This is a genomic window from Paenibacillus sp. W4I10 (assembly GCF_030816325.1).
Taxonomy (GTDB): Bacteria; Bacillota; Bacilli; order Paenibacillales; family Paenibacillaceae; genus Paenibacillus; species Paenibacillus amylolyticus_B.
Window position 1 is genome coordinate 2,832,672 of the sequence record NZ_JAUSXX010000001.1, and the last position, 25,892, is coordinate 2,858,563.

Consider the following 25,892-nt stretch of genomic DNA (forward strand, 5'->3'; position numbering starts at 1 on the left):
TATCAGTCATTACTTTTATTATATTTTAAAAGTCATATGTATCATATAGTATAGGATTATTCTTATACAAGAGGTGAACACATTGATTAGCAGCAAACTGCCCAAAATGTTCTACGGGGGCGATTATAACCCGGAACAGTGGGATCACGAAACCCACCTTGAAGACCTGCGCATGTTCCAATTGGCAGGCATTGATATTGCCACAATCAACGTATTTTCATGGGCACTGATTCAGCCTGATGAAGTTACTTACCGTTTTGAAGAACTCGACCAACTAATTAATCGTTTATATGAAAATGGTGTCTATATATGCCTTGCAACAAGCACTGCTGCCCATCCGGCTTGGATGGCAAAGAAATATCCAGACGTGCTTCGTGTAGATGCCGATGGACGCAAACGCAAATTCGGTGGGCGCCATAATTCCTGTCCCAACAGCCCGACCTATCGCAAATACGCTGAGAAGATTGCAGATAAACTGGCCGAACGATACAAGGATCACCCTGCGGTTCTCGTATGGCACATCTCCAACGAATATGGCGGTGAGTGCTACTGTGACAACTGTGAGAAAGCGTTCCGCGTGTATCTGAAAGAACGCTATCAGACTCTGGAACAGGTCAACAAAGCATGGAACACGAATTTCTGGGGGCATACCTTCTACGATTGGGACGAGATTGTATTACCAAGCAACCTGAGCGAACATTGGGGTAACAATAATTCAACGTTCCAGGGAATCTCGCTGGACTACTCTCGCTTCAACTCAGACAGTATGCTGGATTGTTATCTGTTGGAATACGATGCGATCAAAAAACATATTCCGGACTCCGTCGTTACTACCAATCTGATGGGATTCTTCAAACAATTGGACTATTTCAAATGGGCAAAATATTTGGATATCGTCTCCTGGGACAGTTATCCTGGTCTCGCCACTCCTGTCAGCTTCACGGCAATGGCTCATGACCTTATGCGCGGACTGAAGGATGGTCAACCGTTCATGCTGATGGAGCAAACACCAAGTCAACAGAACTGGCAGCCGTATAACTCACTGAAACGTCCAGGTGTCATGCGTCTGTGGAGTTATCAATCTGTTGCGCACGGGGCCGATACCATTATGTTCTTCCAGCTTCGCCGCTCCATCGGTGCCTGTGAGAAGTATCATGGTGCAGTTATTGAGCATGCTGGGCATGAGAACACACGTGTATTCCGCGAAGTCGCTGAGTTGGGTAAGGAATTGCAGATCCTTGGAGATACCACGCTGGATGCATCTGTTGAATCCAAAGTAGCGATTGTGTTCGACTGGGATAACTGGTGGGCCATCGAAAAATCAAGCGGACCTACGGTTGCCCTGAACTATGTGGATCAGATCCATAAATACTACGCAGCCTTCTTCCGTCGCAACATCCAGGTAGATATCATCAGTGTGGATACGGATATGAGCAAATACGACATTGTCCTTGCCCCTGTCCTTTACATGGTAAAACCAGGGTTTGCCACCAAACTGGAGAAGTATGTTGAAGCAGGTGGAACATTCCTGACGACCTTCTTCAGTGGCATTGTGAACGAGAACGATCTCGTGACTACAGGTGGATATCCGGGAGAACTCCGTAAACTGCTCGGAATCTGGGTGGAAGAGATTGATGCCCTGCTGCCTGAGCAAAAGAACCGCATTGTCCTCAAAGAAACGTACGGTGATCTTCAAGGAGAGTATGGCTGCGGCATGCTGTGTGACCTGCTGCACAGTGAAGGAGCCGAAGTCATCGCGGAGTATGGAGACGACTTTTATAAAGGCATGCCTGTTGTGACACGTAATACCTTTGGTCAAGGTGAAGCCTGGTACGTTGCATCCGACCCGGATGAGCGCTTCCTGGATGGTTTGCTGGGACAGCTTGCAGCAGCCAAGAACGTAGAGTCCTTGCTTGAGACACCAGAAGGTGTTGAAGTAAGCGCACGAACCAAAGAAGGTAAACCGTACCTGTTTGTCATGAACCATAACGCAACCACGCAATCCTATGATCTGGGAACAGCCAAAGCACATGATCTGCTCACGAATCGTGAGCTTTCGGGAAGTGTTGAGATTGAAGCCCGTGGAGTGCAACTGCTCGAAATGAAATAAGCGATTTCACTTCATTGAAATCATTCGGAATAATATAATGTGATAGAAATACCCGTGATACAAAGTGTCACATATTCATTCCTTTTATACTTGTTATTGTCTTCAGCGAGGATATTGGTATAGATTTCAGACCTTTATCGTCTTCTGTAAGCCAAAAGCTGCTACTTCCCGTATCCGTCTACACCGGATGCGGGTTTTTGGCATGATCTGTGGTCTTTTTGATAGAAGGAAATATCAGTATGCAAAGCGAATTGGACGAGAAACACATTTTAACAAAGCCTGCCGGAACATGCTTGTGAATCCTGATGCTGATCCATTATAAAATAATGAACAGTTGAAATATTGGTGACACTCATGATGTCACTTATTCTTTGTTACAATAGAAATATAACTACGACTTCACTTTCCGGCGGCGCAGATCGAAACGGAGTGGCTGACATGAACAGAACAAATCGGCTTGCTGCCATCGTAATGGCATTACAGCATGGTCACGAAACGGCACACTCATTAGGTGAGAAATTTGAAGTTTCCCGTCGCACGATTCTTCGGGATATTCAGTCCCTCTCCGAGATGAATGTGCCCATTATTGCCATTTCCGGTCCGGGAGGCGGTTTCAGACTGATGGAGGGTTACGTTTTACCCCCATTACAGCTGGACCCGGTAGAAGCAGCGACGCTCCTATTCGCTCTTGAAGGTCTAAGTCGCTACGCCGACACACCCTTTCATGAGAAACGCTGGACCCTGATGAACAAAGTTAAGGCCATCATTCCGGATGATATTATGTCGCGAATTGATCCCATGCTCAAACAGCTGCATCATCATATTCCAGACCGCAATTACATTCTTCCTCATCTGGACGCATTGCTGGCATGCATACCCGAACACGAGTGGCTCAGTGTGCTGTATCGCTCCGTATCGCGTCAGCGATGGTTGCATATCTGTCCAGCACGGGTATATGCTTCCTCCGGCTTCTGGTACTGTGAAGCATATTCCCTCGAACATGGTGAACAGCGTCTGTTCCGGGTTGACCGAATTATCGATGTCAAAGCGATCGAACCACAGGATGCACAGGTGCTTAACGAACAGGTGGATCAACAGCAGAGCAAGCCGATCCCTCCAGAACAGCCGCCAACCCTGGTTAAGGCACAACTGAGCTATCGGGGAATGATTGAAGCCGAACAGGACGAGCATATTGGTGAAAAGATGATTGAAATTGCCCCGGATCTCTGGGAATTATCATTCCTTTGTCCACCAGGGGAATGGGACTGGGCCGTACGATTCTTTTACCGATTGGGACGTGAAGCCGAAGTGATCGAACCCCTCCAACTTCGCAGTGAGATTCGTCAGCATGCCGAGGAAGTGAGCCGGAGATACCTTGCTTCAACCAAGTCGTAGCCTGACTACACACAAAAAGGAGCCTACTGATATCATGACATATGAAGCCGTTATAACGTACGAAGAAGCAGTACAGCGTATCCAGTCTATAGGGCTGCTGCCTCTCGCACCACTATTTGCCGATTATCCTTCTCTGTCATCGCTAACCCTCAAAGAACATTGGCACAAGGATGATGAATTCGATCCCTGGTTATGGCGTTCACGCCTGGCTGAAGAGGGCATTGCTGCATATGGAAAATTTGTCAAAAAGAAAGCGCTTCTTGTCTCATCTGAATACTTCCCTTGGGTACACCGACTGCTGGCCGATTCCAGAACCATCAAGGAACAGTATGAAGCGGGTCTGCTCTCCCGTGAAGCGTTCAAACTCCATGCGTTAGTTGCAGAACAGGAAGGCATCGATGGACGTGCCTTGCGATCACAAGCCGGTTTCGGGGCAAAAGAGGACAAAAAAACATTTGACCGTGGACTTCTGGACCTTCAGGGCTGTGCAGCCATTGTGATCAGTGGAACCAAAGAAAAAGAGGGGCTCGCAGAAGGCAAAGTTGCATGGAACAGCTCCGCATATGAAACCGCAGATCACTGGATGCAACGTCATGACATTAAGCCATTTGAAGGCAGCATAGAAGAGGCACGTGAACTGTTGATTGCGCAACTACAACAACATGCTTCACCTGCTGCATTATCAAGCATCTCCAAAGCGCTTGGCATCCGTGGAATCTAAATAAAGCCAATTCCGGTTGTAGTGTAAATTTCAACCGGAATTGGCTGTGGTTCACCATATAATGTAACCCAAACGATTAAAAGCCTCCATCCAGAATGGATTTAGAGAATTACGCCATCCTTGAATATGGCAATCTCCCGGAATCCATGCTGCTCACTGAGTGTGTGTGACCGTCCTGAAGCAATGTCAATCAGCTGGCTGAACAGCTGTACTTTGACCTCATCCATCGTGCGCCCCTCCAACAGCTGGCCTGCGTTGAAGTCAATCCAGTGTTTTTTGCGATTTGCCAGATCGGATTGGGTCGCAATCTTGACGGTAGGTACCGGACCTCCGAAAGGAGTCCCCCGCCCTGTTGTGAAGAGCACAATATGTGCACCCGCCGCAGACAGTGCCGTTACAGATACCAGGTCATTACCCGGTGCTTCTACAATGTTCAGACCGGTTTGAGTTACACGTTTGCCATAGCGCAGAACGTCGACTACGGAAGAACGTCCTCCCTTTTGCGTACATCCAAGTGACTTTTCCTCCAGCGTTGTGATGCCACCAGCCTTATTACCAGGTGAAGGATTCTCATAGATGTTCTGGCCATGGTTCACAAAATATTGCTTGAAGCCGTTCACGAGGTCCACCAAATCATGAAATACCTGCTCATTGGCAGCCCGGTTCATTAAGATCGTCTCCGCACCAAACATCTCCGGAACTTCCGTCAGAATAGCCGTACCCCCGGCAGCAACCAACATATCAGCAACTGCACCGACCAACGGATTGGCTGTAATGCCGGATAAACCATCGGAACCGCCACACTTCAAACCAATTTTGAGTTTGCTGAGCGGAAGCGGCTGCCGTTGTTCATGTTCAGCGATCTCCACAAGTTCTTCCATCAGTCGAAGCCCTTCCTCAAGCTCGTCATCCGTTTCCTGTGCTTTGAGAAACCGTACTTTGCCGCGGTATTCCGGAGCAATACACTCACGGAACTCGTCTACTTGGTTGTTCTCACAGCCCAGACCGATGACGAGCACGCCTCCTGCATTCGGATGCTCCACCAAGGAGGCCAGCAGCTGTTGTGTATACTTCAGATCATCACCAAGCTGTGAACACCCGAATGGATGTGGAAAGTGAAACACACCATCTACCCGGCTTCCAAACTGGGACTGACCCATACGTGCCAAAGCTTCACACACTTTATTGATACATCCAACCGTATTCACAATCCAGATCTCATTACGAATACCTGCTTCACCATTGGGGCGCAAATATCCATCGAATGAGCGCAGATGTTCCGGAGGCATGTCCGTCTGAACCTGAGCTCCCGGTTGATACTCATATTCAAGCAATCCGTGCAGCCCCGTCTTCAGGTTGTGACTATGAATCCAGCTTCCCTGCTCAATCTGCTCTTGGGCAATCCCGATGGAGAAACCATACTTCATCACATCATCACCCGGTGCCAGGGTATGCACAGCAATCTTATGCCCTTTGGGCACGTCATCCAGCAAATTAAAAGAAACTCCGTCTGGCAGTGTAATTTGTTCTCCTTTGGCATAGTCACGAAGCGCTATAATGACGTCATCCTGTGGTTGAATGGCAATCCAGTCATTGATTGTACTTGTTGTGTTCATTTCCCTTCACCTTCCAACAATCCGATTTCACGAACAAGAGCTGCGCGCAGCCCTTCTCTTGCATCCAGATTTTCGCCCCAGATCAGGGTATCCGACAACACAGCCGCTACCCGGTCATCCAGTTGGTTCTGATCCCTGTTCAGCGTGTCATAACCGTCCCAATGTGCGGCCAAAGCACTCAGGACATCCGGGTCATCCCGCAGCAGAATGTCTTCCCCATTCAGTCGTTGTGCCTTGTAACCTTCTGGCGTATTTACCGGACGATAGAGACACAATAATCCAGCAAATCCTTGAATTAAACGTTCTGGCCAACTTCCCTGATTTTGCTCGTAAGACAAAAGTGTAGGCAGCACACGCACCTTGAATTTTCCGATCGTATTCAAAGCAATATCTTGCAATTTGTGATCAATATATGGGTTAAGGAACCGTTCGAACACTTCTTCTGCATACTGGTCCAGCTGATGATCGGGCATATCCAGAGCAGGCACGATCTCCTGATGCACAGCTTCCCTGATCCATGCGCCAAAATGTGGATCTTCCATCGTTTCTCTCACATGCTGCTTGCCTTGGAGAATACCTAGTGATGACATTAAGGTATGCGCCCCATTCAAAATACGAACTTTGCGTACCTGAAAAGGCTTCAGATCTTTCACCCAATGTACATTGAGACCTGCCTGCTTGAGAGGAAGTTTTTTGTCCAATGATTCATCACCCTGAATGGCCCAGAAATGATATGGCTCTGCCGTATTAATCAACTGGTCCTCATACCCCCAGCGATTCGTCAGGGAATCGGCTTCCTCCTGGGTCGGCGCACCTGTTACGATTCGATCTACCAGATTGTTCAAGAAGTGATTATGGTTCTCAATCCATGAGCGGAAGCCTTCCGAATACCCATAATCCTCACTATGACGGAGAACACAACTGCGAAGCACGTCACCATTGCCTTCAAGCAGTTCGCATGGCAGATGAATCAAACCTCTGGATGGATCACCATCAAATTTCAAATATCGCTGATGCAGGAAAACTGTTAATTTCCCCGGAAATGATTGGACCGGTTCACCCTCGATATAGTCCGTATACGTATATTTCAATCCTGATTCGGTTGTATTGGAAATAACGAACTCAAGTGAAGGCAGTTCCGCCAAGTTCAGAAAGGCATCCCATTCCTCATACGGATTGATACACTGTGAGAAAATGGAGATCAACTCTGTCCGCTCAACTGGCTTTCCTTGAGACAGACCACGCGTAATCATTGTATATAATCCGTCCTGATCGCGAATCTGCTCCAGCTTTGCTTTGCCTCCCGGTCGTGGTTGGGTAACAGCTACACTTCCATGGAATTTGCCTTGTCTGGCACTCTCATGAAGCATCCAGTCTGCAAATCCCCGCAAGAAATTACCTTCTCCAATCTGCAAAACCTTCACGGGACGCTCCATAATCTCCTTGCACTTGCGCTGACCATCGCTCCCCAGTAAATTCAGCTTCAACCTTGGCCGTTTTGTGCTTGCCGACATGGACACTCACCTCATCGATTATTTGTACTGTCGGAATGCAGCTCGAAGGCTCTGCACCCTTTTATTGTAAACGCTTTAAATTCATTGTATCATCAATAAAAGGAAATTAAATTGCTTATATTGCGGTAAATATACTCTCTCATGACCAGGTATGTCATCTCGTTGAAGACGATCGTCTGGAAAGGAGCTTTATGGAACGTTCACCTGTTCGTACGACTATTCAAGCAGAATCCGGTATACCGTTCCGCCTGGTGTACAGCGACACCAAATCCCCTCAGAACGAATTGCCAGATCACCTTCACGACTGGCATGAAATTATCTATGTATATCGGGGACAGGGAAGCATCTTTATTGATACAGGACTTGAGAATATGCAAGAAGGAGACCTGTTCATCATTCCAGGCAGCACGGTTCACCGAGCCTTGCCGGATGCAGGCAATCCTGTCACATCTTCCGCATTGTTCTTCAGCCCGGGCTTGCTGGCATTGACCGCTGGAGGGGCAGCTTCTTCCTTGCTAAGCCTGTTTGAACGTTGTCGTAAACAACGTGTGTATAAGAGGCATCTGAACACAGAGGAGCAATCAGAGGTCGCCGCCCTTATTGATGATATTCAGACCGAATTCCAGCTCGGTCATCATCTAAGCGCACATGCGGCCCTGTTAAGGCTGCAACTGTTGCTCATTTTTCTGGAACGTCTGGAAGCTGCAGGACCTGTGAATCCGGGTAAATCCGCTCCGGGTCCCTCATGGCTCTCTTCTACGATCTCTCATATTGACGATAACCTTCGGAGTGGCCTCTCCCTCCCTGAACTGGCGCAGTACGCCTCTGTATCCCCTGCCCATTTCAGTCGTGCCTTCAAACGATACACGGGAATGACTCTAACGGATTATGCATTAGCGCGAAGGGTTATTATGGCGAAAGAGCATCTGGTGCAAGGTGATGAGACGATGGCAGCCGTTGCCGATGCTTGCGGGTTCGACAGTCTGCCTCACTTTTACCGTCAATTCAAAAAATTAACCGGCACAACGCCCGCAGCTTACCGCAGAACCATGAACAGTTCACGTTAAAATAGAACCAGCCGTGGCTTAGGTCCCACGCTTTAATCATATATATCCACATATTCTTCCATATGGAAGATGTGGTATGATAATCTGGATTATTACTTGTCGGAAACATTGCATTCCGTTGTCAGAGGAGCTTAGCATTCCATGTTAAACGAATTGAATCGCAGGAATATTGGCATCTTCGCCCATGTGGATGCGGGGAAAACAACCACCACCGAACATATGTTATTTGAGAGTGGTGTCGTCCGCAGTCCGGGACGTGTAGATGATGGAACAACAGCCACAGACTCCCTGGACATTGAGAAAGAACGTGGCATATCTGTTCAAGCAGCTATGACCTCTCTGATCTGGAAAGACACCATCATTGACCTCATTGATACGCCTGGTCACATTGATTTTAGCTCCGAAGTAGAGCGAACGCTACGGGTAATGGATGGTGCTATTCTCATTCTGTCGGCAGTAGAAGGTATTCAGTCCCAGAGTGAAGCCATCTGGCATGCCCTTCGTTCACTTCGCATCCCAACCATCATTTATATTAATAAAATGGATCGGATTGGCGCATCTGCCCCAGCGGTAATGGAGCAGATTCGTTCAACCCTGTCCCCTTTCGCATGCGAAATCCAAACGTATCAGCTCCATGAAGATACATTTCATGGCATCGACTCCCTATGGAACCCGAATCAAGATTCTTTGTCAGATGGCACACCATCCATTCCAGGTCTGGTCGAGATCCTTGCCGAGCTGGACGAAGAGGTCATGGAAGCCTACATTCAGGAAACTCCGTTATCGCAAAGGGATCTGAATGAAGCGTTCCTGCAGTATGTGCATCAAGGTGAGATGTTCCCTGTGTGTTATGGCGCCTCCGGCAAAGGAATTGGTGTCACGGCATTACTGGACATGGTCCTTGCATTTCTGCCTGCACCTGCACAACCAGTGGATTCTCCCGTATCGGGTGTTGTATTCAAGATTGAACGTGACCGTACGATGGGACGCACGGCTTACGTCCGTATGTATGGTGGCAGCTTACACAATCGGGATACCATTCATAATTCGACGCGGGAGCTTGAAGAGAAAGTGACGCAGATTCGCCGCATGGATGGACGAAAATGGGCGGATACCGGTGCCGTTCACGCGGGACAGATTGCTGTGCTGTACGGACTGAGTGACACACATGTGGGTGACATTATCGGCAATCCTGAGGGTGTACCTCCTCTGCCACAGATGGCTGTACCTTTGCTGACCGTACAAGTGCATGGCAAGGACCCTGCACAGTACCCCGATCTTGTTGCAGCATTGCAAGAGTTGACGGATGAAGATCCCTTACTCGACCTGCAATGGTTGCCGGAGGAACGAGAACTGCATCTCAAGGTCATGGGAACCATACAGCTTGAGATTTTATCCAGCCTGTTGCTGAGTCGTTTCGGATTGGATGTCGTGTTTGATCCGCCATCCGTCATCTATAAGGAGACACCCCGTACAGCCGGAGAAGGTTACATCGCCTATACGATGCCTAAGCCCTGCTGGGCCATCCTGCGCTTCAAGATTGAACCTTTGCCTCGCGGAAGCGGTCTGATCTATGCCTCAACCGTAAGGACAGATGATTTGCTGTTACGTTATCAGAATGAAGTTGAACGACGAATTCCGGAAGCCTTGTCTCAAGGTATGCTCGGTTGGGAAGTAACCGATCTGCGCATCACGCTGGTGGAAGGGGAACATCATGTCTGGCATACACATCCGCTGGATTTTGTTGTAGCCACGCCTATGGGAATCATGGATGGATTGTCGAGAACAGGTACCACGTTGCTGGAACCCCTTCTTCAGTTCCGGCTGACGGTCCCGGAAGAATACGGCGGTAAGGCCCTTAGCGATCTGGTACATATGCGGGCAACCTTCGAAGCCCCCGTCATTGGTAGCGGACGTTGCATTATTGAAGGAGTTATGCCTCTTGCCACCTCAATGGATTATCCGGTGAAACTGCGTTCCGAGACAAGTGGCCGCGGGGTGCTTACGACTTCGTTTGCCGGATATCAAGATTGTACTGCGGATGTGAATCATACTCGCAAACGCAGAGGAGTTAACCCGCTGGATCAGGCGAAATATATTTTAAGTGTACGAAACGCGATTACATCATAAATGGAGTTGAACCTGTGCTTATTAAATTTCTTATCTTTGGCCTTTTATGGCGGATTGTAGGTAATCCGTTCATTGCCATCCTCATTTTACTCGTTATACTGTATTTCCTGGATCGTCGCTATGTTGGCGTATTCCCAAGCTTCACGAAACCTCTGAAGCGTATGCGTAACATCTCCCGGCTTCGGCAACAGCTTGCCATGAGTCCCAATGAAGTTTCCTCCAAGCTGGAACTGGCTCGCCTGTTAATTGAGCGCAAGCGTTACAGTGAGGCACATGCGTTATTACTTGAACTGGAGCGCCCATACGAACAATCGGCTGAGTACTGGGAGGCACTGGGGACGACTGAGCTTCATCTAGGTAACATCGAACAGGGAGAACGTCATATTTTAAAAGCCCTCGAGATCAACCCCAGAGTCAAGTACGGACGCCCGTACCTAACCCTTGCTGGTGCCTTCAAAGATACGCATGAAGATAAGGCGTTGGATTATGTGCATCAGTTTCAGGAGATTCATTCCTCTTCCAGTGAAGCGTATTATCTGCTCGGCTCGGTTCATCGTTCCCTCGGACGTAATGCTGATGCAAAACAGGCTTACGAGCAATCGTTGAACGTCTATCGTTCGTTACCCAAATACAAAAAACGTCAGGAGCGCCGCTGGGCTGTCCGCAGTTGGTTCCGCAAACGTGGATTGTAATGTCATCCGCTATACGCCGTAATCTTCATATATCACTTTTCTAACCAATAAAAGTGCACTGATCTCTGCCCTCGTATGAGCAGAACCAGTGCACTTTATTCTTAACAACGATATTAATACACCAATATCTCACGCAGTCGTTCTTCATGAAGACGCATCCAGTCCATCCGCTGTTTGAGTTTCACAATCTGCTCCACAGCCACTTCCGGCTCATCTGTACCCTCAAACATCCGACTGATGAAATGCATGACCACATCCAGACTGCGCAGCAAAATCAATCGAGGTATGGCCAGCAACTCTTCCGGTTCCAGGCTGACCTGTTCCCGAAATCCCCTGATCAGTCCCTCCTGTGCCTGCCACATCCAATCTTCACTCTTGTCCATGGTAAGGAGGTCAGACATCGGAACAGCCAGCTCCATTACCCGCAAATCCCATGTCGCAAATTCAAAATCCAAAATGGCACAGATTTCACCATCCTGCTGATCTACCAATACATTCGAGGCATTCACGTCCCCATGAACCAATTGATGCGGCAGATGTTCCATTCCCCGCAGGGCTTCAAACAGATCTGGTAGCGCATCTCTCAGTTGCTTCAACTCATTCGCACATGCGGCCAATTGCTCCGGCGGCGATGTGCATAGCTGTAATAATCGTTCTGGTGAACAGAGCGGATACGCATCCTGAATTCGATAGTACGGTGGATACACAGGTTCAAGTGGTATATCCAACGTAGCCATAACAGAAGAAAGAGCCCCCGCCGCTTTACCGAGCCCTATCAATTGATTTGGTGTATGCCAGATGGGATTGACTCCTTCCCTATAATGAAACAGAGTCACGATTTTGGTATGACCTGTGAGGGTATCTTTTACAGGAAGAAATGTACCTCGCTCACCAGATAACCGCCTTACAGGTGAAGGTGTATCAAGCTTAAAGTTTGAACGTTGGAGGGCTTCCAGCACCTCGTGTTCAAAGGCGATTTTCATCGGATCATTATGTGTTTCATATTGTCTCATGACGTAATTAGTCCCGTCTACATGGAGCATGTAAGTAGAATTATTCATCCCACCCTTTCTACGCTCGCCTTTCCAGTCCGATGTGAAACCATATAAGGCCAACACTTCGGATATACGTTGCTGCTCTGAATGATGGAGGGAACCGGAATCGATATTTTGCACCAAAAATTAACCCCTTTATCTCACAAAATGGAACTGTCTTCTATTTATCTTAAAGGAAGTCCATCGCTCGGTCTAGTTCTGTTCCAAAGTGATCAAGAGAACGGATAATATCCCGTCCGATTAAGCTGCTCTGCAATGACACGATATCCTCTTGCATTGGGATGCACTCTGTCCCAGAACAACAGTTCACGCTCACGACCTTCAAACCTGTCATACACCTGAGCACACACATAGTTGCCTGATCCCGCTCCATTCAAAAACGAATTATATTGGCGCACCCAGTACGCAGCTTCCGTCGCTTGTGGATACGGGTTGTACAATCCGATGGATCGGACCATATACTCATGGTTGCTCTTTAACTGCCGAATGTGCCGCATGATCTGGGATACATTACTGCGGGTTTCTCCGAGCACCTGTGTCATTTTGCTGGCATTTGGAATGCCATTACTTGCTTTGAACGTACGAATCAGATCATTCCCGCCAATAGATATGGTAATGATATCCGCTTCACGGAGCGATTGCCGCACTCGGGGATGCGAAGAGATCATCTGCAACATTTCCCCCGACGTCAGTCCATTCACGCCCATATTTTCCATGGATACAAACGTACGAACATTCATTTCTGCCATTCGCCGATATAAAGGAACAAAGCCGGTGCCCAGCAACGCTCCTGTACCTACCGTTAATGAATCGCCTATAGCCACGTATCGATATACCATCCCGTCGCCCCTCTCTGCTGTGATGTCTCTGAACAATAATGAACTGCTCTATATCTTATGATGAGTGGCGAGACAAGGCGCGGGATGGTGTCCTTAGGCATGCACCTTTCTTTTGCATAAAACCATTGTTCTTCTGTAGAGGTAAAAAAAGAAAAAAGCCCTGCCGCATAACGCGGCAGAGCCTAATCCATTGCAATGCATTACATGCCTATGGTTCGATCCGAATCAACGGAATCTGATTGTTCCTTGTTCGGGAATGGCCACCAGTTGGCCCGGCCAAACATCTTCACCATCACTGGGACGAAGAATGGCAGGAACAGCAGAGAGTACAAGATCAGTCCGCTAAGGACTACTGTGGCAATCTGCATCATCGAGAGAACACCGGATGGATACATGGCAGCAAATGTACCGCTCAGAATGACCGCTGCAGATAAAATGACGGTTCCCATGTTCTTCATCGCGTACAACATCGCATCCTGTACTTTCATACCTTTGTTCTCATTGAAACGGTCCATCAGGAAGATGCTATAATCCACACCAAGTGCAATCAGCATGACAAATCCGAAGAACGGAGTAACCCAGCTGATGCCTGCAAATCCGAGGATATTAACAAAGATCACTTCGGTTAACGCCATCGATGTGAAATAAGCCAGTAATAAGGAAACGATCAGATACAATGGCATAATGACCGAGCGAAGCAGCACGACCAGAATAATGAATGTACCCGCCAGCATCAACATTACAGTACGTGTATAGTCGTTATTCGAGATCTCCTGCAGATCTGCAAATGTACTCGTAACGCCACCTATGGCGATGTCTGCTTTTTCAAGCGTACTGTCTTGTACCGCACGATGTACTGCCGCCTCAATGTCAGGAACACGATCAATGGCTTCTGTTCCGTATGGATTTTCGGCCAAAATAACATCAATCGTCATCGTTTTCCTATCTTGGGACAGATACGTATCAAACACCTGTGTGAAGTCTTTGCTGTTCAGTGCTTCTTCAGGAACGTACCAGCCTGCCAGATCGGAATCTGGTGAATCTTGCAATTGCGTCAGGTAGTCCTGCGCGGAATCCAGTCCCCCGGATACCTGTTTAATACCATCGACACTCTGGTTCAGTCCATCTGTCAGTTGTGTCAGCTGACCACTCAGATCCGAGAAGCCTTGCTGAATTTTCTCCTGACCACCCTGAAGCTGGCCAAGTCCATCCTGAATGGAAGGAATTTCGCTAATCACTTTGCCCTGACCATCCGCAGCCTGTTTGAGACCGGATTGCAACTGACCGATTCCCGTTACAATTTGACCTAGGCCATCGGCAAGCGCCTTTTGTCCGGCTGCTGCGGAGGCAAACCCTTCATTGGCCTGATTAATCCCAGCAGCGGCTTCTCCAAGCTTGGTTTTAATCTGACCCAAACCTTGAGCAAGCTGCGCTGTACCAGAACCTGTTTCACCAATCGTGCCTTTGATACGCTGGTAGTCAGCATCTTGCTGCAATTCAGGATAACGCTCTTCAAGTGCTGTGAAGGATTCGGACAGACTGGTTAGAGCTGTTGAAACCCCGTTCAGCTGTTGTTCCAGTTCGCGGGTTCCATCCCCCAGTGCAGCGACCCCTGCTCCCGCCTGACGATAGGCTTCAAGCAACTGATTGTTCGCCTGCGCAAGTTGATCTGCACTCGTTTTGGCTTGCTGGAGCCCTGCTTTCAGATCCCCAGCACCTGCGGAACCATCTCGAATACCTTTTTCAATCTGCCCAAGTCCCTGACTGAGTTGCGTGATACCCGATTGCAACTGGGAGGTTCCTTTAGTAAGTTCACCTGCTCCATCAGCAGCTTCTTTTAACTGTGGTTCATTTTTACTTAGCTGACTGCTGGCTTCACTCAGACCATCACGGATTTTGTCCAGACCCGTCTTGCCTTCACCCAGTCCATCCGATAATGTTCCGACTTGCTGTGTAACTTCAAAATCTTTAATCTCATCCCCCGTAGGTCGTGTCATACTGCGTACACCAGAGACTCCGGCTACTTTCTCTACTTCCCGGCTAATTTTCTCGGCAACGGCCATATACTTCGCATTATCCATCGCTTCATCGTTCTGGATGACGATCTGACCCGGCAGCGATTCACCCGGACCAAAGCTGTCAGAGATAATGTTGAATGCTTTTACGGAATCATATTTCTCGCCAATCTCATCAAGACTGTTGAACGACAGTTTCCCATCGTAGGTTGCCAAAAGAGGCACACAGACAGCTGCAACGATGAGCAGCGCAGCCCATGGACGTTTAAGTGAAAAGCGACCAGCTGCACCATAGATCTTGCTCTCTGCATGTTCAAGTGAACCCTTCGACGGCCAGAATAACTTCTTGCCCAGCACCGCCATGAAGAATGGCACGATGGTCACCAAGGCAAGCATCATCACGGCAATACCTACAGCTACGGCAACCGCAGAGCGGTACAACATAAACTGGGCAAAGCCGATCGCAATGAATCCAACCAGCACAGCTAGTGCTGAGAAGAGTACCGTTTTACCGGCAGTACGATAGGTAGCAATGATGGCATCCCACGTATTCTCATGATGAGCCAGTTCTTCCTTGAACCGACTGATTAACAGGATGCAGTAATCCGTACCAATCCCAAACATGACGGCGACCATAAAGATCTGCGTAAATGTGGATATCGGGAAGTCGAGCCCATCCACGAGGAATGCAACAATCTGTTGCGATACAATGTAACTGATCCCCACCGTCAGCAGCGGGACAAACGGAGCTACAAACGAACGGAAGACCAGGAACAGAATGAGTAAAATAAAGACAACTGTAATATATTCCGATTTCTTAAGCCCCTCTTGTGAACTTTCAATGGTGTCTTCATCAATCAGACCTTTACCGGTTATGTAGTGCTCCACATTGACGGACTTCAATGCTTCATTCAGGTCTTCCCGCATTTCCTTGACCGTACGATCTCCCTGATCAATGGATAGCGATGTTAGAATCGTTTTGCCATCAGCTGAGATCATCTTCTCTGACAGTTCAGGCTGAGAGAAAGGTTCCAGAATGGACAGAATGCCCAGCTTCTCCTTGTTGGCCTCCAAGTTTTTAACGGCCTTCTCTGCCTCTTGATTCCCCGTGGTACCCAGACCTTCCGGATTATAAAATACAAGAGCGATCTGGCTGCCTTGCTGCTCTCCTTTTTGTGCTGCAGCTTCATTCAAAATTGCTGCTGCCTGGGTGGAAGAGTACCCTTCCGGAACCGAAAACTGTCCCTTTTCCCGAATCAGTTCACTCATGTTAGGGGCAGTAAACATCAACACGGCAGCTACAACAACCCATAGCCCCATTAACCACCATCTTGCTTTTAGTATCGCTCTCATTCGTTCTCCTGTCCTCCTTCATGCGTTAGCAAAGCTGCAAGCTTCTCAAAAGATTCAATGAAAATTCGAACCTCTTCCGGTTTAAAATGAACCAGATACGGCTCCAGAATCTGCTGTATTTCCTGTTCTGTTTCCCTGTATACCTGTCGTCCGGTATCCGTCAGTGTCAGATATACAACGCGGCGGTCGCGTTCATCCCCTGCCCGATGGACAAGATCGCGATCTACCAGCTTGTTGACCAAAGCGGTAATGCTGCTCTTGCCTATGCACAGAAGCTCTGCCAGATCAGAGGGCGTGCAGGAAGGTTTCTCTTCAATCAGACGAAGTGCGCAGAACTGATCGGTCGTTATGGTCTGCCCCACTTGTTCACGTATCCGCGTATCAAACCGCTTGTTGACCAAAAAAGAAGCATCCAAATAGCGGTTTACCAAACTTTTTGCATCCGGTGTATTCATTCTTCATTCTCCTTTCCCGAATCTATATAGTTCGCTTGACGAACTATTCTTATGTGAAACTATTCTATAATGAAACAATCTTATAAATCAATACTTTTTTCCTGCTTTTTTGATGAAAACGACAAAAAAACAGGACGTCCGACTCAGCTCATTGCCAAATCCAACATCCTGTAATGATTATAATCCATATCTTTCTTAAAGTAATAAAATGCCTCTGTGCTACTCTTCGTCTGTATCTTCCTCTTTTTCAAGCACACAACGGAATCGCTCCACACCTGGGTATAATTCACCCAGACTATATACCACGAACCCCGTATTCCGATAAAACTCGACGGCTTCCAGCTCGGTCTCAGCGATCAGTCTATCGGGATTGTATGTTGCCAACAGTTGTGAGATCATACCACGTCCATAATTTTTAAAGCGGTTTTCAGGCAAAACCGAGATATGATGAATGGTAACCTCACTTGTTCCTGTCTTCTCATATCCAATCAGACCGATCAATTGTCCCTCATCTTCGTAACCGGCCATTTGCAGTTCGTCTTTCTCTACATATTGTTGCAACGCACGGTTCAAGTGATCCGGATCAGGAAAGACCGAGTAGGACAACAGTTCCTGTACTTCCGGCTCCTGTATGCGTGATTTCAGATTAATTAACACCTTGATTCCTCCTATACCTTGCTTGTTTCCGTTATCGTATTGTAGTCGTTAGCCTCTCAAAGTTCAAGTCGTGTGCCGATTCAGCTCCGATTGAAGCACAGTTGAGATGTTATCCGATACGTTGATCTGCGCCAAATGATAAGCATCCAGCAGTGCGCCCCCAACTGCCAACAAGTCACTGGTTATGTACTGAATTCTTTTCCCATCGGGCCTGTAAGTAGCATCCAGTCCTTTCTGAACAGCCTTCACCATATATTGTGAACTCAGACAGCTTCCGGTAAGCGTCATGGACACTGTGGGCTGATCGAAACAGGACGCCAGCATGAGGATTCCCACAACAGCCGTATCGGCAGCCGAGTCGCACACCCTAACTGCGAGGGGAATATTCCGGGCAGCAGCTTCCGTCACCATAGACGCCATCTGACCAAATTTCCGGTTGGTCGCCTGTTTATTTTCGGCAAAACCGGCTATCCCCAGCGTAGCGAGCTCTCGAATTGAGGCTACATTCCAATATTTCAACACCTGCTCAATCCAAGCTTGGTCCTGCGGCCCATAACGCCCCGCGAGGATGGAATGCACCGTGTCGTAAGCTAAAAAACGTGCTGCTGTAGGCGCGTAATGTCCGAACTCATCATTGCGGAGCCAAGCTCCCTGTTCGGTTCTGCCAAGGATCAGAGATCCTGTTCCTCCAATAGCGACAATACCTGGCTCACCGTCGAAGGCCGCTGTATGTGCGATGTGCGTATCGTTTACCGCACTGATCCTGCCTGTAATCCCCGTACGAGCGAGTAATGCCTCCGCCCAAACTGTATCTTCAGGCCGATTCAGACCCGCCATTCCTGCCTGAATGGCAGCGATCTGATCTGATTGGAGTCCAGCCTGAGTTATGGCTTCAGCGATACCCTCCAGCACATTTTGCTCAGCATTGGTATCGTGATAGCGGTTGCAACCATTCTTTTGTACATAGGATAAAATCTTCCCGTTCTGATCTGCGACAGCCACACGCGTGTGGCTCCCTCCTCCATCCATCCCTATTACATATGTATTCATCCTTAACGATCTCCCTTCAGACCACACATTAAAGTGCCGGGTCCATTGTCAGGTCCCGGCAGAGAATTTATTGCTTTTGCACAGCGAAACGAAGCAGTTCACAACGAAATTGTGTTGGTTCATCATACTTTTCCTCTTCAATCGTCTGTGTAACGTGTTCCTGAAGCAGAATATTCCAGCCTTTGTAGGCATCCTCCAGTATAGCAATCGCCTCGGCTGTGGGCAGGTTCAGCTCAATTAATGGTTTAATCTCCTTGCCTGTATTGATTTCTTTTTCCTCCACATTGGTACTCATGGTAATACAATGAATGCCCCCTGTACGAGTTCCGGCCTGTAACCGGTCTATCGCTTCCATAAAGGCTTGCTTATTTGAAACATGTTCCAGACAAGAACAAGCAGCGATATAATCAAAATAGTTTGGCTCCACAGCATAATGTTCAACATCTGCTTTCACTGACTGCACGATATGATCAACCTGATATTCTTTCGCATACTTGCGAAGTCCGTCTACGGCCTCATCCAGTAAATCCACACCGATGACTTCACTGTTCGTTTTTGCAAGGCGCTGTGCAATCGGTATCGTATGTCTCCCAACTCCGCATCCCAGATCGAGGACACGCAATTCCTCCTTGTGAGTAAGTAGGCGTTCCAGCATATCCATCACCATAGGCATGGGCCTCGACATCCAGGTACCGGAGGCGAATAATTCATTATTCTCATAGAAGTTGGAATGATAACCTGCCTCTGCTTTTCGTGCAGCCTCAAATTGTTCGTTTCCCATCAAGATACCCCCATCGCTTAGAAAATGATTTGCATCTTCTACTTAATACCCAGATTGTCACAAAAAAATCAATTAAACGCCGCGCCCCCTTGATCATGGGCATACCTATAAACACAAGATCATCGCATTACTTGGCCTCTGAACTTTCAGGTACGAGGCACGAAGGCGACAGATTTTTCTTCATAAAGGATTCCAGTGCCGCCTCATATCCAGTGCGATCAACTTGAAACGCTGTGCCATGACCCGCACGTGGGACGGTCAGCAATTCCTTTTTGGTTGGGCAACCTTCATACAACCTGTACACCATTTCCGTTGGTACAAACGTATCAGCCTCACCGTGGATGAATAACACGGGAACGTTAACTTTGGCAAGTTGCTTGAGAGCCGAAGCCTCTCTGAAGGAATACCCTGCTTTCCACCGGGAGATCAGACTTGTGACAGGTATAAACGGAAATGCAGGAAGCTTGTATAATTGCTTTAACTGGAACGTCAGTTCTTCTTCCACGGATGTATATGCACAATCAGACACAATCGCTTTAACCTGAGTCGGCAGGGCTTCACCACCTGTCATCAGTACGGTTGCTCCTCCCATGGATATGCCGTGTAATATGATTTCCCCTTTTGTACCCACTTTTTCAAGCACCCAGTTGCTCCACTGGACATAATCCTTACGATCTAACCAGCCAAAACCGATGATGTCACCTTCGCTGCGGCCATGCCCCCGATCATCCGGCATTAACACGTTATACCCATGTTTTTCAGCATAAAATCGGGCAAAACCAGCCATTTCTCTACCTTTCCCCGAATAACCATGTGCCAGAATCACGGTCTGATCTGACCCCTTATTGGAACTAAGCCATGTACCGTGCAGTTTTAATCCATCATGCGATTGAAGAGATATCTCTTCTGTAGGCTGAACATCCAGCCACTTCAGGTCAGAAGCACTGCTGATGATTTCATTGTCCGGTTCAGGCATCAGATTCGGATTATCCACCAAAAACGTCTTTGGCGTACGACGGATGGCGGTTTTGAAAAAATAAAGTCCACCTGTCCACAGAAGAGCAAGAAGGATCAGTACCAGTGCTGCAAGTACGTAGAATAACATGAAGGGGTCCTACCCTCTTTCCTTATTAAGATATTTTCAATCTTTACTTACTCGTTGCAGTGATGCACATGCTGCTTGATAGGCAGGTAACAAAGCATCCAGCAAAGGTTCTGCTTTCCGTGATTGACCTTCCTTCGCGAATTGCTCTATCTGGGCAAACAAAGTTGATAAATAACGAATTCCCAGACTCAGACTCCCTGATTTCAGGTCATGAGCTACTTCAGTTGCAGCAACATGGTCACCGGACACAATATTTCTGCGCAGCACCTCAATTTTGCCAGGTGTTTCGGTACGATACATGTCCAACAACATACCAAGGAGTGTACGATCGCCATCGGTGTTTAATTCCGCAATCTCATGCACGATGCTCATATTCAGTACCTCTGTCGCATCGGAGGATTGCTGCCACTTCTGTATCATCTTACTCAGAATTTCCAGCGTGAAGGGTTTGCCAATAAAGTCGTTCATCCCGGCCTCCATACACTTGTCTTTCTCTCCCTGCATGACATTACCTGTCATTGCAATGATTGGTGTGGTATAGCGCATTTCATCCATTTCTATCGAGCGGATTTTGCGTGTTGCCTCCAAACCGTCCATCAATGGCATCATATAATCCATAAGAATCAAACTGTATTTTTTGCTGAGAAAAGCAGCTATTGCCTCTTCCCCATTCACTACAGCGTCCACTTGGGTTATTCCCAGTTTTTTGAGCTGCAACATAACAAGCTGCCGGTTGATGACATTATCATCCGCCAACAATACCGATACAGAAGGAGCTTCATCATCCATATCCTGCCCCTGATGCTCTTGAGCCGAAGCAACAGACTGGTTAGCGGACTGGTTACCGTCTTTCTTACCAAGTGTAAGTTCGAACCAGAATGTTGATCCTTCACCCTCCTGACTGTCTACTCCAATCTGGCCTTCCATCAGTGTAACGAGCGACCTGCAGATCGATAATCCAAGGCCCGTTCCTCCATACTCACTTGATCGTCCACGTTCAGTCTGCATGTAGGGTTGAAATAACTGGTTCTGATCTTCTTCGGAGATACCAATCCCCGTATCTTCGACTTCAAAGCGGATCATTTGTGTAATCTCATCATCTTTCATAAGGGTAACTCGTATCCGCACCGTACCTTCTGATGTGAATTTGTTCGCATTCTGTATTAGGTTGATTAATATCTGAGTAATTCTCGTTGAATCCCCTTCAAGAAGATTAGAGATGCTGGGATCACAGTCTACTGATAACTGATTTCTGTTCTTTCTGACTTGAGGTTCAAGCAAACGAACAATATAGTTTATCGTCTCTTGCAGATCGACTTCACCCATTTCAAGTCGCATCTGCCCCGCCTCAAGTTTGGACAGATCCAGAAGATCCTGAATCAGCTTAAGCAGCAGTTTGGCAGCATCCTGTATAACGGAAACGGAATTCTCCTGTTCTTCAGACAAGGGAGACAGCCTAAGCATCTCAGCCATCCCCAATATGCCATTTAATGGCGTACGAAAATCATGACTGATGCCTGCAATAAATGCGCTTTTGGATTCCCCTGCATCTACTGCTTGCTGACGTGCAGCTTCAAGACTGTTATTGTTCTTCGCAAGCAGACGCTGGAGTGTTACCAGTTCATTATTCATATCCGAGAATTCCGCGAGTATCCGTTCCTCTTGCTCTTTGCTCCGGATCATCTGATCCGATAACTGCTCAATCGTTCTGCGTAGCCTCTGTATCTCTCCGTTCTCATTAGACATCACATCATCCCTCTCCTAATCCCTAACCATATCCAGATCCAGATCCAGATGATTGCATGTAGCTGGCTGAGCCAATAACTGTTCTGCAACCGCAACTGCCTCATCGGCTCCCGGAGCATAACCGTCGGCTCCTATCGTTTTCCACAAATCCTGATCAATATTAAAAGGATATCCCCCAACCATAATCTTCACATGTGCCGTTGCCGGATGATGACGAATCAGTTGAATCAATTCTTTGGCCAGATGAAGGTGATACGTCATCGTAACTGAAATCGCAATAACATCACCCTGATGGCGCTCTATAGCCTCTACTACACTTCCATTAGGAACATTGGCTCCCAGATAGTGCGTATCCCAGCCTTCCATCTCGAACACATCTGTGAGCATACGCAGTCCGATCTCATGTTGTTCACTGCCTACACAGGTGGCAACTAGCCTTTTACCCTGACCCGTATGAATCAACCAACGAGAATAGAGACGTGATATGAATGATTGGGTCGCTGCCGTACAAAAGTGCTCTTGCCCCACACTGATCCGATGGCTCTGCCACAATCGCCCGACTTCATATTGGGTAGGCTGAAAAATATATCGATAAATATCACGAATCGTCACCCCAGCTTCTAACTGAGCTTCAATGATCTCGAAGGCTTCTTTCCGTTTATTCTCAAGCAAACACTGCAAGTACGATTGCGCGGCATCTCCATATGGCATGGATTCGTTAATGTAACCCGCCTGTGACTCCATTTGTGTTGTTCTATATATTCCCATCTCCAGATAATCGAGCAGAAGTGCCTTTGACGGGTGGTCAAATTCTTCTTCCAATGTCTCTTTAATCAGGTTGAGATTAATCGCCAGGTCTTCTTGTGATACCTTGTAACCTTCAAGTAGAACTTTCAGCCACGCAATATAATGAGTAAACAGGCCAGGACTCTGTAAGAGCGCACTTTCTGCCAAATAGTTCAAGCTATACTGAGAATCCTGTTTGGTTCGCATTTTTCCGTTCTCGCCAAATCGCTCAAGTAAATCGGGCTGTCTGAGATACTGTTTCTCCGTTATTTTATCAGCCAAGTTCCCCGATTCCTGGAGTAAACGTTCTCCTGCTTCTTGATGACTCATAGATGCACCCCTCCTCTACCCGCATCACATCTCTATCATCATTCGTGACTAATCCAGAATGAGATCGATGTTAGCTAACTTGCAATCGGGATAGGTTCTTCTACTTGATCCAATCCACCCATTCCGCTCTTAATCGTTCTGTTCCATTATACATGAACTTTCGATAATCATGTTTTACACACGGTGAATGTATAGAACAATCTTCCTATATTATGGAGGGCCATGCAAGTCAGTCAGCCAGTATATGCCGTACTTTTCGAGTTCCACAAAAAAAACTGACCTGCGTTATGAACGCAAGTCAGTTTTCCCTTCTGCTGCCAATCCCAGCTTCTTCAACATCTTAATCGCATCCACTTTCTCGGAAGGGTCAAGTCCTTCCAAAGCATCAATGATAACCTGATGATGTTGAGGAAATATCTGTGTGAACAATTCTCTTCCTTCCTCGGTTAACTCAGCGTAAATGACACGCCGATCTTCCTTGGATGGTCGACGAAACAGCAGATTTTTATTCTGCAACTTATCTACAACGTACGTAATATTACCACTGGACATTAACACCTTTTCACCAATCTTTTGCAATGCCTGCGGTCCCTTATGATATAACAAATCAAGCACACCAAATTCTGTCGTATTCAGTCCGTGACTCTGGATGTCCCGATTGGAACGTGAGGTCACAGAATTGTAGGCCCGAACAAGAACCACGAATAATTGTAAAGACAGTTCCCGGTTGTCCTCCGTGTTCAGCATTTCAATAATCCTCCATCAGTTGTTTACATTTCGGCTCGTATGAGAGGCCAGTTTCTGCTCCCACTCCTCACGGAGCATCCCCATACGAATTGAATCATAGTACTGCCCGCGAACGATACGACACTTCCGCATTCGCCCCTCCACCTGTAATCCGGCTTTCACTGCCGCACGCATCATTCGTTCATTACCAGACCAAGTAGTTAATCCAACCCGAACCAAAGGCAGCTGTTCGAACAAATGACTTGACCACATAACAAGTGAGCGTGTGCCAACCCCGCGTCCCCACTGGACAGATCTGTATATTACAATCCCCATTTCCAGCCACATGGATAACTCATCTTCTATGTAATAGCTGATTGTACCCACAATTTGTCTGTCGGATTCAATAATACGGATCGATACGGGTTTGGGATCGCCTGGATCTACGTCCATACGTTTGAGCATACCTTGTTCAAAACTTTCATAACTTTCGTGTTTAAGTGGGTAATAGGGTGCATCCCATTGCTTCCATTCAGGTACGTCATCACTGTAGATCAATTCATAAAGTTCTTTCAGATCCTGTTTCTCCACACACCTGAGTACAAGTTCACCATCAACGATTGGCAGTTCTTTCATACGATGAAAAGCACCCTCTTCCATATTAAGAACGATGAAGCTCTTCGATACTTCCGTCCGCATTGGCAAGAATGACTGTACTAGCCATATCAACAAATAGTCCGTTATCAACAACACCTGGTAGCATGTTCAATTGAACATTAAGGTCCGCAGCGTGATCAATCGCCTCCAAGTGGCAATCCGCTATCAGGTTTCCGTTGTCTGTCAGATAACGTTGCTGTCCATCCATCCGCCACTGTGGTTGACACCCCAATTTTTCGAGCGCCTGGAAGGTCCACTCAGAAGCAAATGGAACCACCTCAACTGGAAGCGGGAATTTCCCCAACTTTTGCACGGCTTTGCTGCCATCCGCTACAATAATCAATTTGTCACTATTGGCTGCCACGATTTTCTCACGCAAAAGAGCCCCGCCCCCCCCTTTAATCAGGTTAAATTCGGGATCTACTTCATCAGCGCCATCAATGGTCAGATCCAAACGTCCAATCTGGTCAAATGGGACGATGGGAATTCCCCATTCACGGGCAAGCTTGTCCGAAGCCTCTGAAGTGGCAACCGCTTGAATGTTCAATCCATCACGTACCCGCTCACCGATTCGGCAGATGGCATAATAAGCTGTTGAACCTGTACCCAATCCAACCTTCATTCCATCTTCAACATATTCTGCCGCACGCTCTGCTGCTATCTGTTTAAGATTCATCTATAAACCCCCGCTGCTCGTAATTTGAGAAATGCATATGTAGTTATTATAGATAAAACCGCTTCCGATGTATATCCGTGCCTTCTGTTGCATCTTTGCCATCATATTTTTGTTTTGTTGAAGGATGTATTTTTACCCACCATGTTATAGAATACAGAATGAAGCTAAAAAATGGGAAATTTTAAAATAAACAGTTCTAAATACCTATAATACATCTGATATGTCCATAAATACGTAAAATATTAAAAAAAATTTAACGATACTATTCAATTTAACGACATTTTATACGACATATTAATTATAGATGTGTTTTAATAATTAGACACCTATGGTTCATACGGTACATAAGTCTCTACGAAAGCGACTGATAAACCAAGACCATGGTCGCATAAATTTCCTTTGGAGGGGATCACGGA

21 protein-coding genes are annotated in these 25,892 nt (G+C 47.2%); 6 read left to right on the forward strand and 15 right to left on the reverse strand.

Annotation, left to right across the window (positions count from 1 at the left end):
* The first annotated feature begins 82 nt into the window (after positions 1-82).
* From QF049_RS12580 to QF049_RS12590, 3 genes are all read left to right on the forward strand, one after another.
* On the forward strand, positions 83-2,110 hold the full coding sequence (locus QF049_RS12580; RefSeq protein WP_307537784.1) for a beta-galactosidase: 2,028 nt from the start codon (positions 83-85) through the stop codon (positions 2,108-2,110).
* A gap of 438 nt (positions 2,111-2,548) precedes the next feature.
* Entirely contained in the window at positions 2,549-3,505 is a 957-nt protein-coding gene (locus QF049_RS12585; protein ID WP_124114029.1) for a helix-turn-helix transcriptional regulator, read from the forward strand.
* A gap of 34 nt (positions 3,506-3,539) precedes the next feature.
* Positions 3,540-4,226 carry an AlkZ-related protein gene (locus tag QF049_RS12590; RefSeq protein ID WP_307537787.1) on the forward strand — a complete coding sequence of 229 codons (687 nt, stop codon included), beginning with the start codon at positions 3,540-3,542 and terminating at the stop codon, positions 4,224-4,226.
* 101 nt (positions 4,227-4,327) lie between these two features.
* Here the strand turns inward: QF049_RS12590 and QF049_RS12595 are convergent, their stop codons facing one another.
* Entirely contained in the window at positions 4,328-5,842 is a 1,515-nt protein-coding gene (locus tag QF049_RS12595; protein ID WP_307537789.1) for a UxaA family hydrolase, read from the reverse strand.
* Positions 5,839-7,356, reverse strand: a complete 1,518-nt coding sequence (locus QF049_RS12600; protein ID WP_307537791.1) for a tagaturonate reductase — start codon at positions 7,354-7,356, stop codon at positions 5,839-5,841. Before QF049_RS12600 ends, QF049_RS12595 begins: the two co-directional genes overlap by 4 nt.
* A 191-nt stretch (positions 7,357-7,547) precedes the next feature.
* Here QF049_RS12600 and QF049_RS12605 point away from each other — a divergent pair, with 191 nt between their 5' ends.
* From QF049_RS12605 to QF049_RS12615, 3 genes are all read left to right on the forward strand, one after another.
* Entirely contained in the window at positions 7,548-8,423 is an 876-nt protein-coding gene (locus QF049_RS12605) for an AraC family transcriptional regulator (RefSeq protein ID WP_307537794.1), read from the forward strand.
* Positions 8,424-8,564: 141 nt separating this feature from the next.
* A complete protein-coding gene (locus QF049_RS12610; protein ID WP_307537796.1) occupies positions 8,565-10,553 on the forward strand; it encodes a GTP-binding protein in 1,989 nt (662 codons plus the stop codon).
* Positions 10,554-10,567: 14 nt separating this feature from the next.
* Positions 10,568-11,245: a tetratricopeptide repeat protein gene (locus QF049_RS12615; protein ID WP_253433605.1), complete on the forward strand. Its 678-nt coding sequence runs from the start codon at positions 10,568-10,570 to the stop codon at positions 11,243-11,245.
* Positions 11,246-11,358: 113 nt separating this feature from the next.
* On the opposite strand, the gene QF049_RS12620 is transcribed toward QF049_RS12615, so the two are convergent.
* The 13 genes from QF049_RS12620 to rpiA form a co-directional block, all read right to left on the reverse strand.
* On the reverse strand, positions 11,359-12,420 hold the full coding sequence (locus QF049_RS12620) for a phosphotransferase (protein WP_307537799.1): 1,062 nt from the start codon (positions 12,418-12,420) through the stop codon (positions 11,359-11,361).
* Between the two features lie 92 nt (positions 12,421-12,512).
* Positions 12,513-13,139, reverse strand: a complete 627-nt coding sequence (locus QF049_RS12625) for an SGNH/GDSL hydrolase family protein (protein ID WP_307537801.1) — start codon at positions 13,137-13,139, stop codon at positions 12,513-12,515.
* 200 nt (positions 13,140-13,339) lie between these two features.
* Entirely contained in the window at positions 13,340-16,507 is a 3,168-nt protein-coding gene (locus QF049_RS12630) for an MMPL/RND family transporter (protein ID WP_307537803.1), read from the reverse strand.
* On the reverse strand, positions 16,504-16,962 hold the full coding sequence (locus QF049_RS12635) for a MarR family winged helix-turn-helix transcriptional regulator (RefSeq protein ID WP_091017386.1): 459 nt from the start codon (positions 16,960-16,962) through the stop codon (positions 16,504-16,506). The genes QF049_RS12630 and QF049_RS12635 overlap by 4 nt, the downstream gene beginning before the upstream one ends.
* A gap of 219 nt (positions 16,963-17,181) precedes the next feature.
* Positions 17,182-17,619 carry a GNAT family N-acetyltransferase gene (locus QF049_RS12640; protein ID WP_215075506.1) on the reverse strand — a complete coding sequence of 146 codons (438 nt, stop codon included), beginning with the start codon at positions 17,617-17,619 and terminating at the stop codon, positions 17,182-17,184.
* Between the two features lie 63 nt (positions 17,620-17,682).
* A complete protein-coding gene (locus QF049_RS12645; protein ID WP_307537807.1) occupies positions 17,683-18,669 on the reverse strand; it encodes a BadF/BadG/BcrA/BcrD ATPase family protein in 987 nt (328 codons plus the stop codon).
* 67 nt (positions 18,670-18,736) lie between these two features.
* Positions 18,737-19,450, reverse strand: a complete 714-nt coding sequence (locus tag QF049_RS12650) for a class I SAM-dependent methyltransferase (RefSeq protein WP_307537809.1) — start codon at positions 19,448-19,450, stop codon at positions 18,737-18,739.
* Between the two features lie 127 nt (positions 19,451-19,577).
* Positions 19,578-20,555 carry an alpha/beta hydrolase gene (locus QF049_RS12655; RefSeq protein WP_307537811.1) on the reverse strand — a complete coding sequence of 326 codons (978 nt, stop codon included), beginning with the start codon at positions 20,553-20,555 and terminating at the stop codon, positions 19,578-19,580.
* Positions 20,556-20,591: 36 nt separating this feature from the next.
* Positions 20,592-22,301 (reverse strand): ATP-binding protein, encoded by a 1,710-nt coding sequence (locus QF049_RS12660; protein WP_307543228.1) that lies wholly within the window; start codon positions 22,299-22,301, stop codon positions 20,592-20,594.
* Positions 22,302-22,316: 15 nt separating this feature from the next.
* A complete protein-coding gene (locus QF049_RS12665) occupies positions 22,317-23,417 on the reverse strand; it encodes a cobalamin B12-binding domain-containing protein (RefSeq protein WP_307537813.1) in 1,101 nt (366 codons plus the stop codon).
* A gap of 285 nt (positions 23,418-23,702) precedes the next feature.
* Entirely contained in the window at positions 23,703-24,164 is a 462-nt protein-coding gene (locus tag QF049_RS12670; protein WP_017689273.1) for a MarR family winged helix-turn-helix transcriptional regulator, read from the reverse strand.
* A gap of 15 nt (positions 24,165-24,179) precedes the next feature.
* A complete protein-coding gene (locus tag QF049_RS12675; RefSeq protein WP_307543230.1) occupies positions 24,180-24,842 on the reverse strand; it encodes a GNAT family N-acetyltransferase in 663 nt (220 codons plus the stop codon).
* Entirely contained in the window at positions 24,805-25,476 is a 672-nt protein-coding gene (rpiA, locus tag QF049_RS12680) for a ribose-5-phosphate isomerase RpiA (RefSeq protein ID WP_047842431.1), read from the reverse strand. Before rpiA ends, QF049_RS12675 begins: the two co-directional genes overlap by 38 nt.
* Positions 25,477-25,892 lie beyond the last annotated feature (416 nt).

What these genes read in the sequence shown, in the direction of transcription:
- QF049_RS12665 (WP_307537813.1), bottom strand. Translation starts at nt 23,417, where the DNA reads ATGAGTCATCAAGAAGCAGGAGAACGTTTACTCCAGGAATCGGGGAAC.
- QF049_RS12660 (WP_307543228.1), bottom strand. Translation starts at nt 22,301, where the DNA reads ATGTCTAATGAGAACGGAGAGATACAGAGGCTACGCAGAACGATTGAG.
- QF049_RS12630 (WP_307537803.1), bottom strand. Translation starts at nt 16,507, where the DNA reads ATGAGAGCGATACTAAAAGCAAGATGGTGGTTAATGGGGCTATGGGTT.
- QF049_RS12655 (WP_307537811.1), bottom strand. Translation starts at nt 20,555, where the DNA reads ATGTTATTCTACGTACTTGCAGCACTGGTACTGATCCTTCTTGCTCTT.
- QF049_RS12675 (WP_307543230.1), bottom strand. Translation starts at nt 24,842, where the DNA reads ATGCGGACGGAAGTATCGAAGAGCTTCATCGTTCTTAATATGGAAGAG.
- QF049_RS12605 (WP_307537794.1), top strand. Translation starts at nt 7,548, where the DNA reads ATGGAACGTTCACCTGTTCGTACGACTATTCAAGCAGAATCCGGTATA.
- QF049_RS12600 (WP_307537791.1), bottom strand. Translation starts at nt 7,356, where the DNA reads ATGTCGGCAAGCACAAAACGGCCAAGGTTGAAGCTGAATTTACTGGGG.
- QF049_RS12625 (WP_307537801.1), bottom strand. Translation starts at nt 13,139, where the DNA reads ATGGTATATCGATACGTGGCTATAGGCGATTCATTAACGGTAGGTACA.
- QF049_RS12635 (WP_091017386.1), bottom strand. Translation starts at nt 16,962, where the DNA reads ATGAATACACCGGATGCAAAAAGTTTGGTAAACCGCTATTTGGATGCT.
- QF049_RS12670 (WP_017689273.1), bottom strand. Translation starts at nt 24,164, where the DNA reads ATGCTGAACACGGAGGACAACCGGGAACTGTCTTTACAATTATTCGTG.
- QF049_RS12585 (WP_124114029.1), top strand. Translation starts at nt 2,549, where the DNA reads ATGAACAGAACAAATCGGCTTGCTGCCATCGTAATGGCATTACAGCAT.
- QF049_RS12650 (WP_307537809.1), bottom strand. Translation starts at nt 19,450, where the DNA reads ATGGGAAACGAACAATTTGAGGCTGCACGAAAAGCAGAGGCAGGTTAT.
- QF049_RS12595 (WP_307537789.1), bottom strand. Translation starts at nt 5,842, where the DNA reads ATGAACACAACAAGTACAATCAATGACTGGATTGCCATTCAACCACAG.
- rpiA (WP_047842431.1), bottom strand. Translation starts at nt 25,476, where the DNA reads ATGAATCTTAAACAGATAGCAGCAGAGCGTGCGGCAGAATATGTTGAA.
- QF049_RS12645 (WP_307537807.1), bottom strand. Translation starts at nt 18,669, where the DNA reads ATGAATACATATGTAATAGGGATGGATGGAGGAGGGAGCCACACGCGT.
- QF049_RS12610 (WP_307537796.1), top strand. Translation starts at nt 8,565, where the DNA reads ATGTTAAACGAATTGAATCGCAGGAATATTGGCATCTTCGCCCATGTG.
- QF049_RS12590 (WP_307537787.1), top strand. Translation starts at nt 3,540, where the DNA reads ATGACATATGAAGCCGTTATAACGTACGAAGAAGCAGTACAGCGTATC.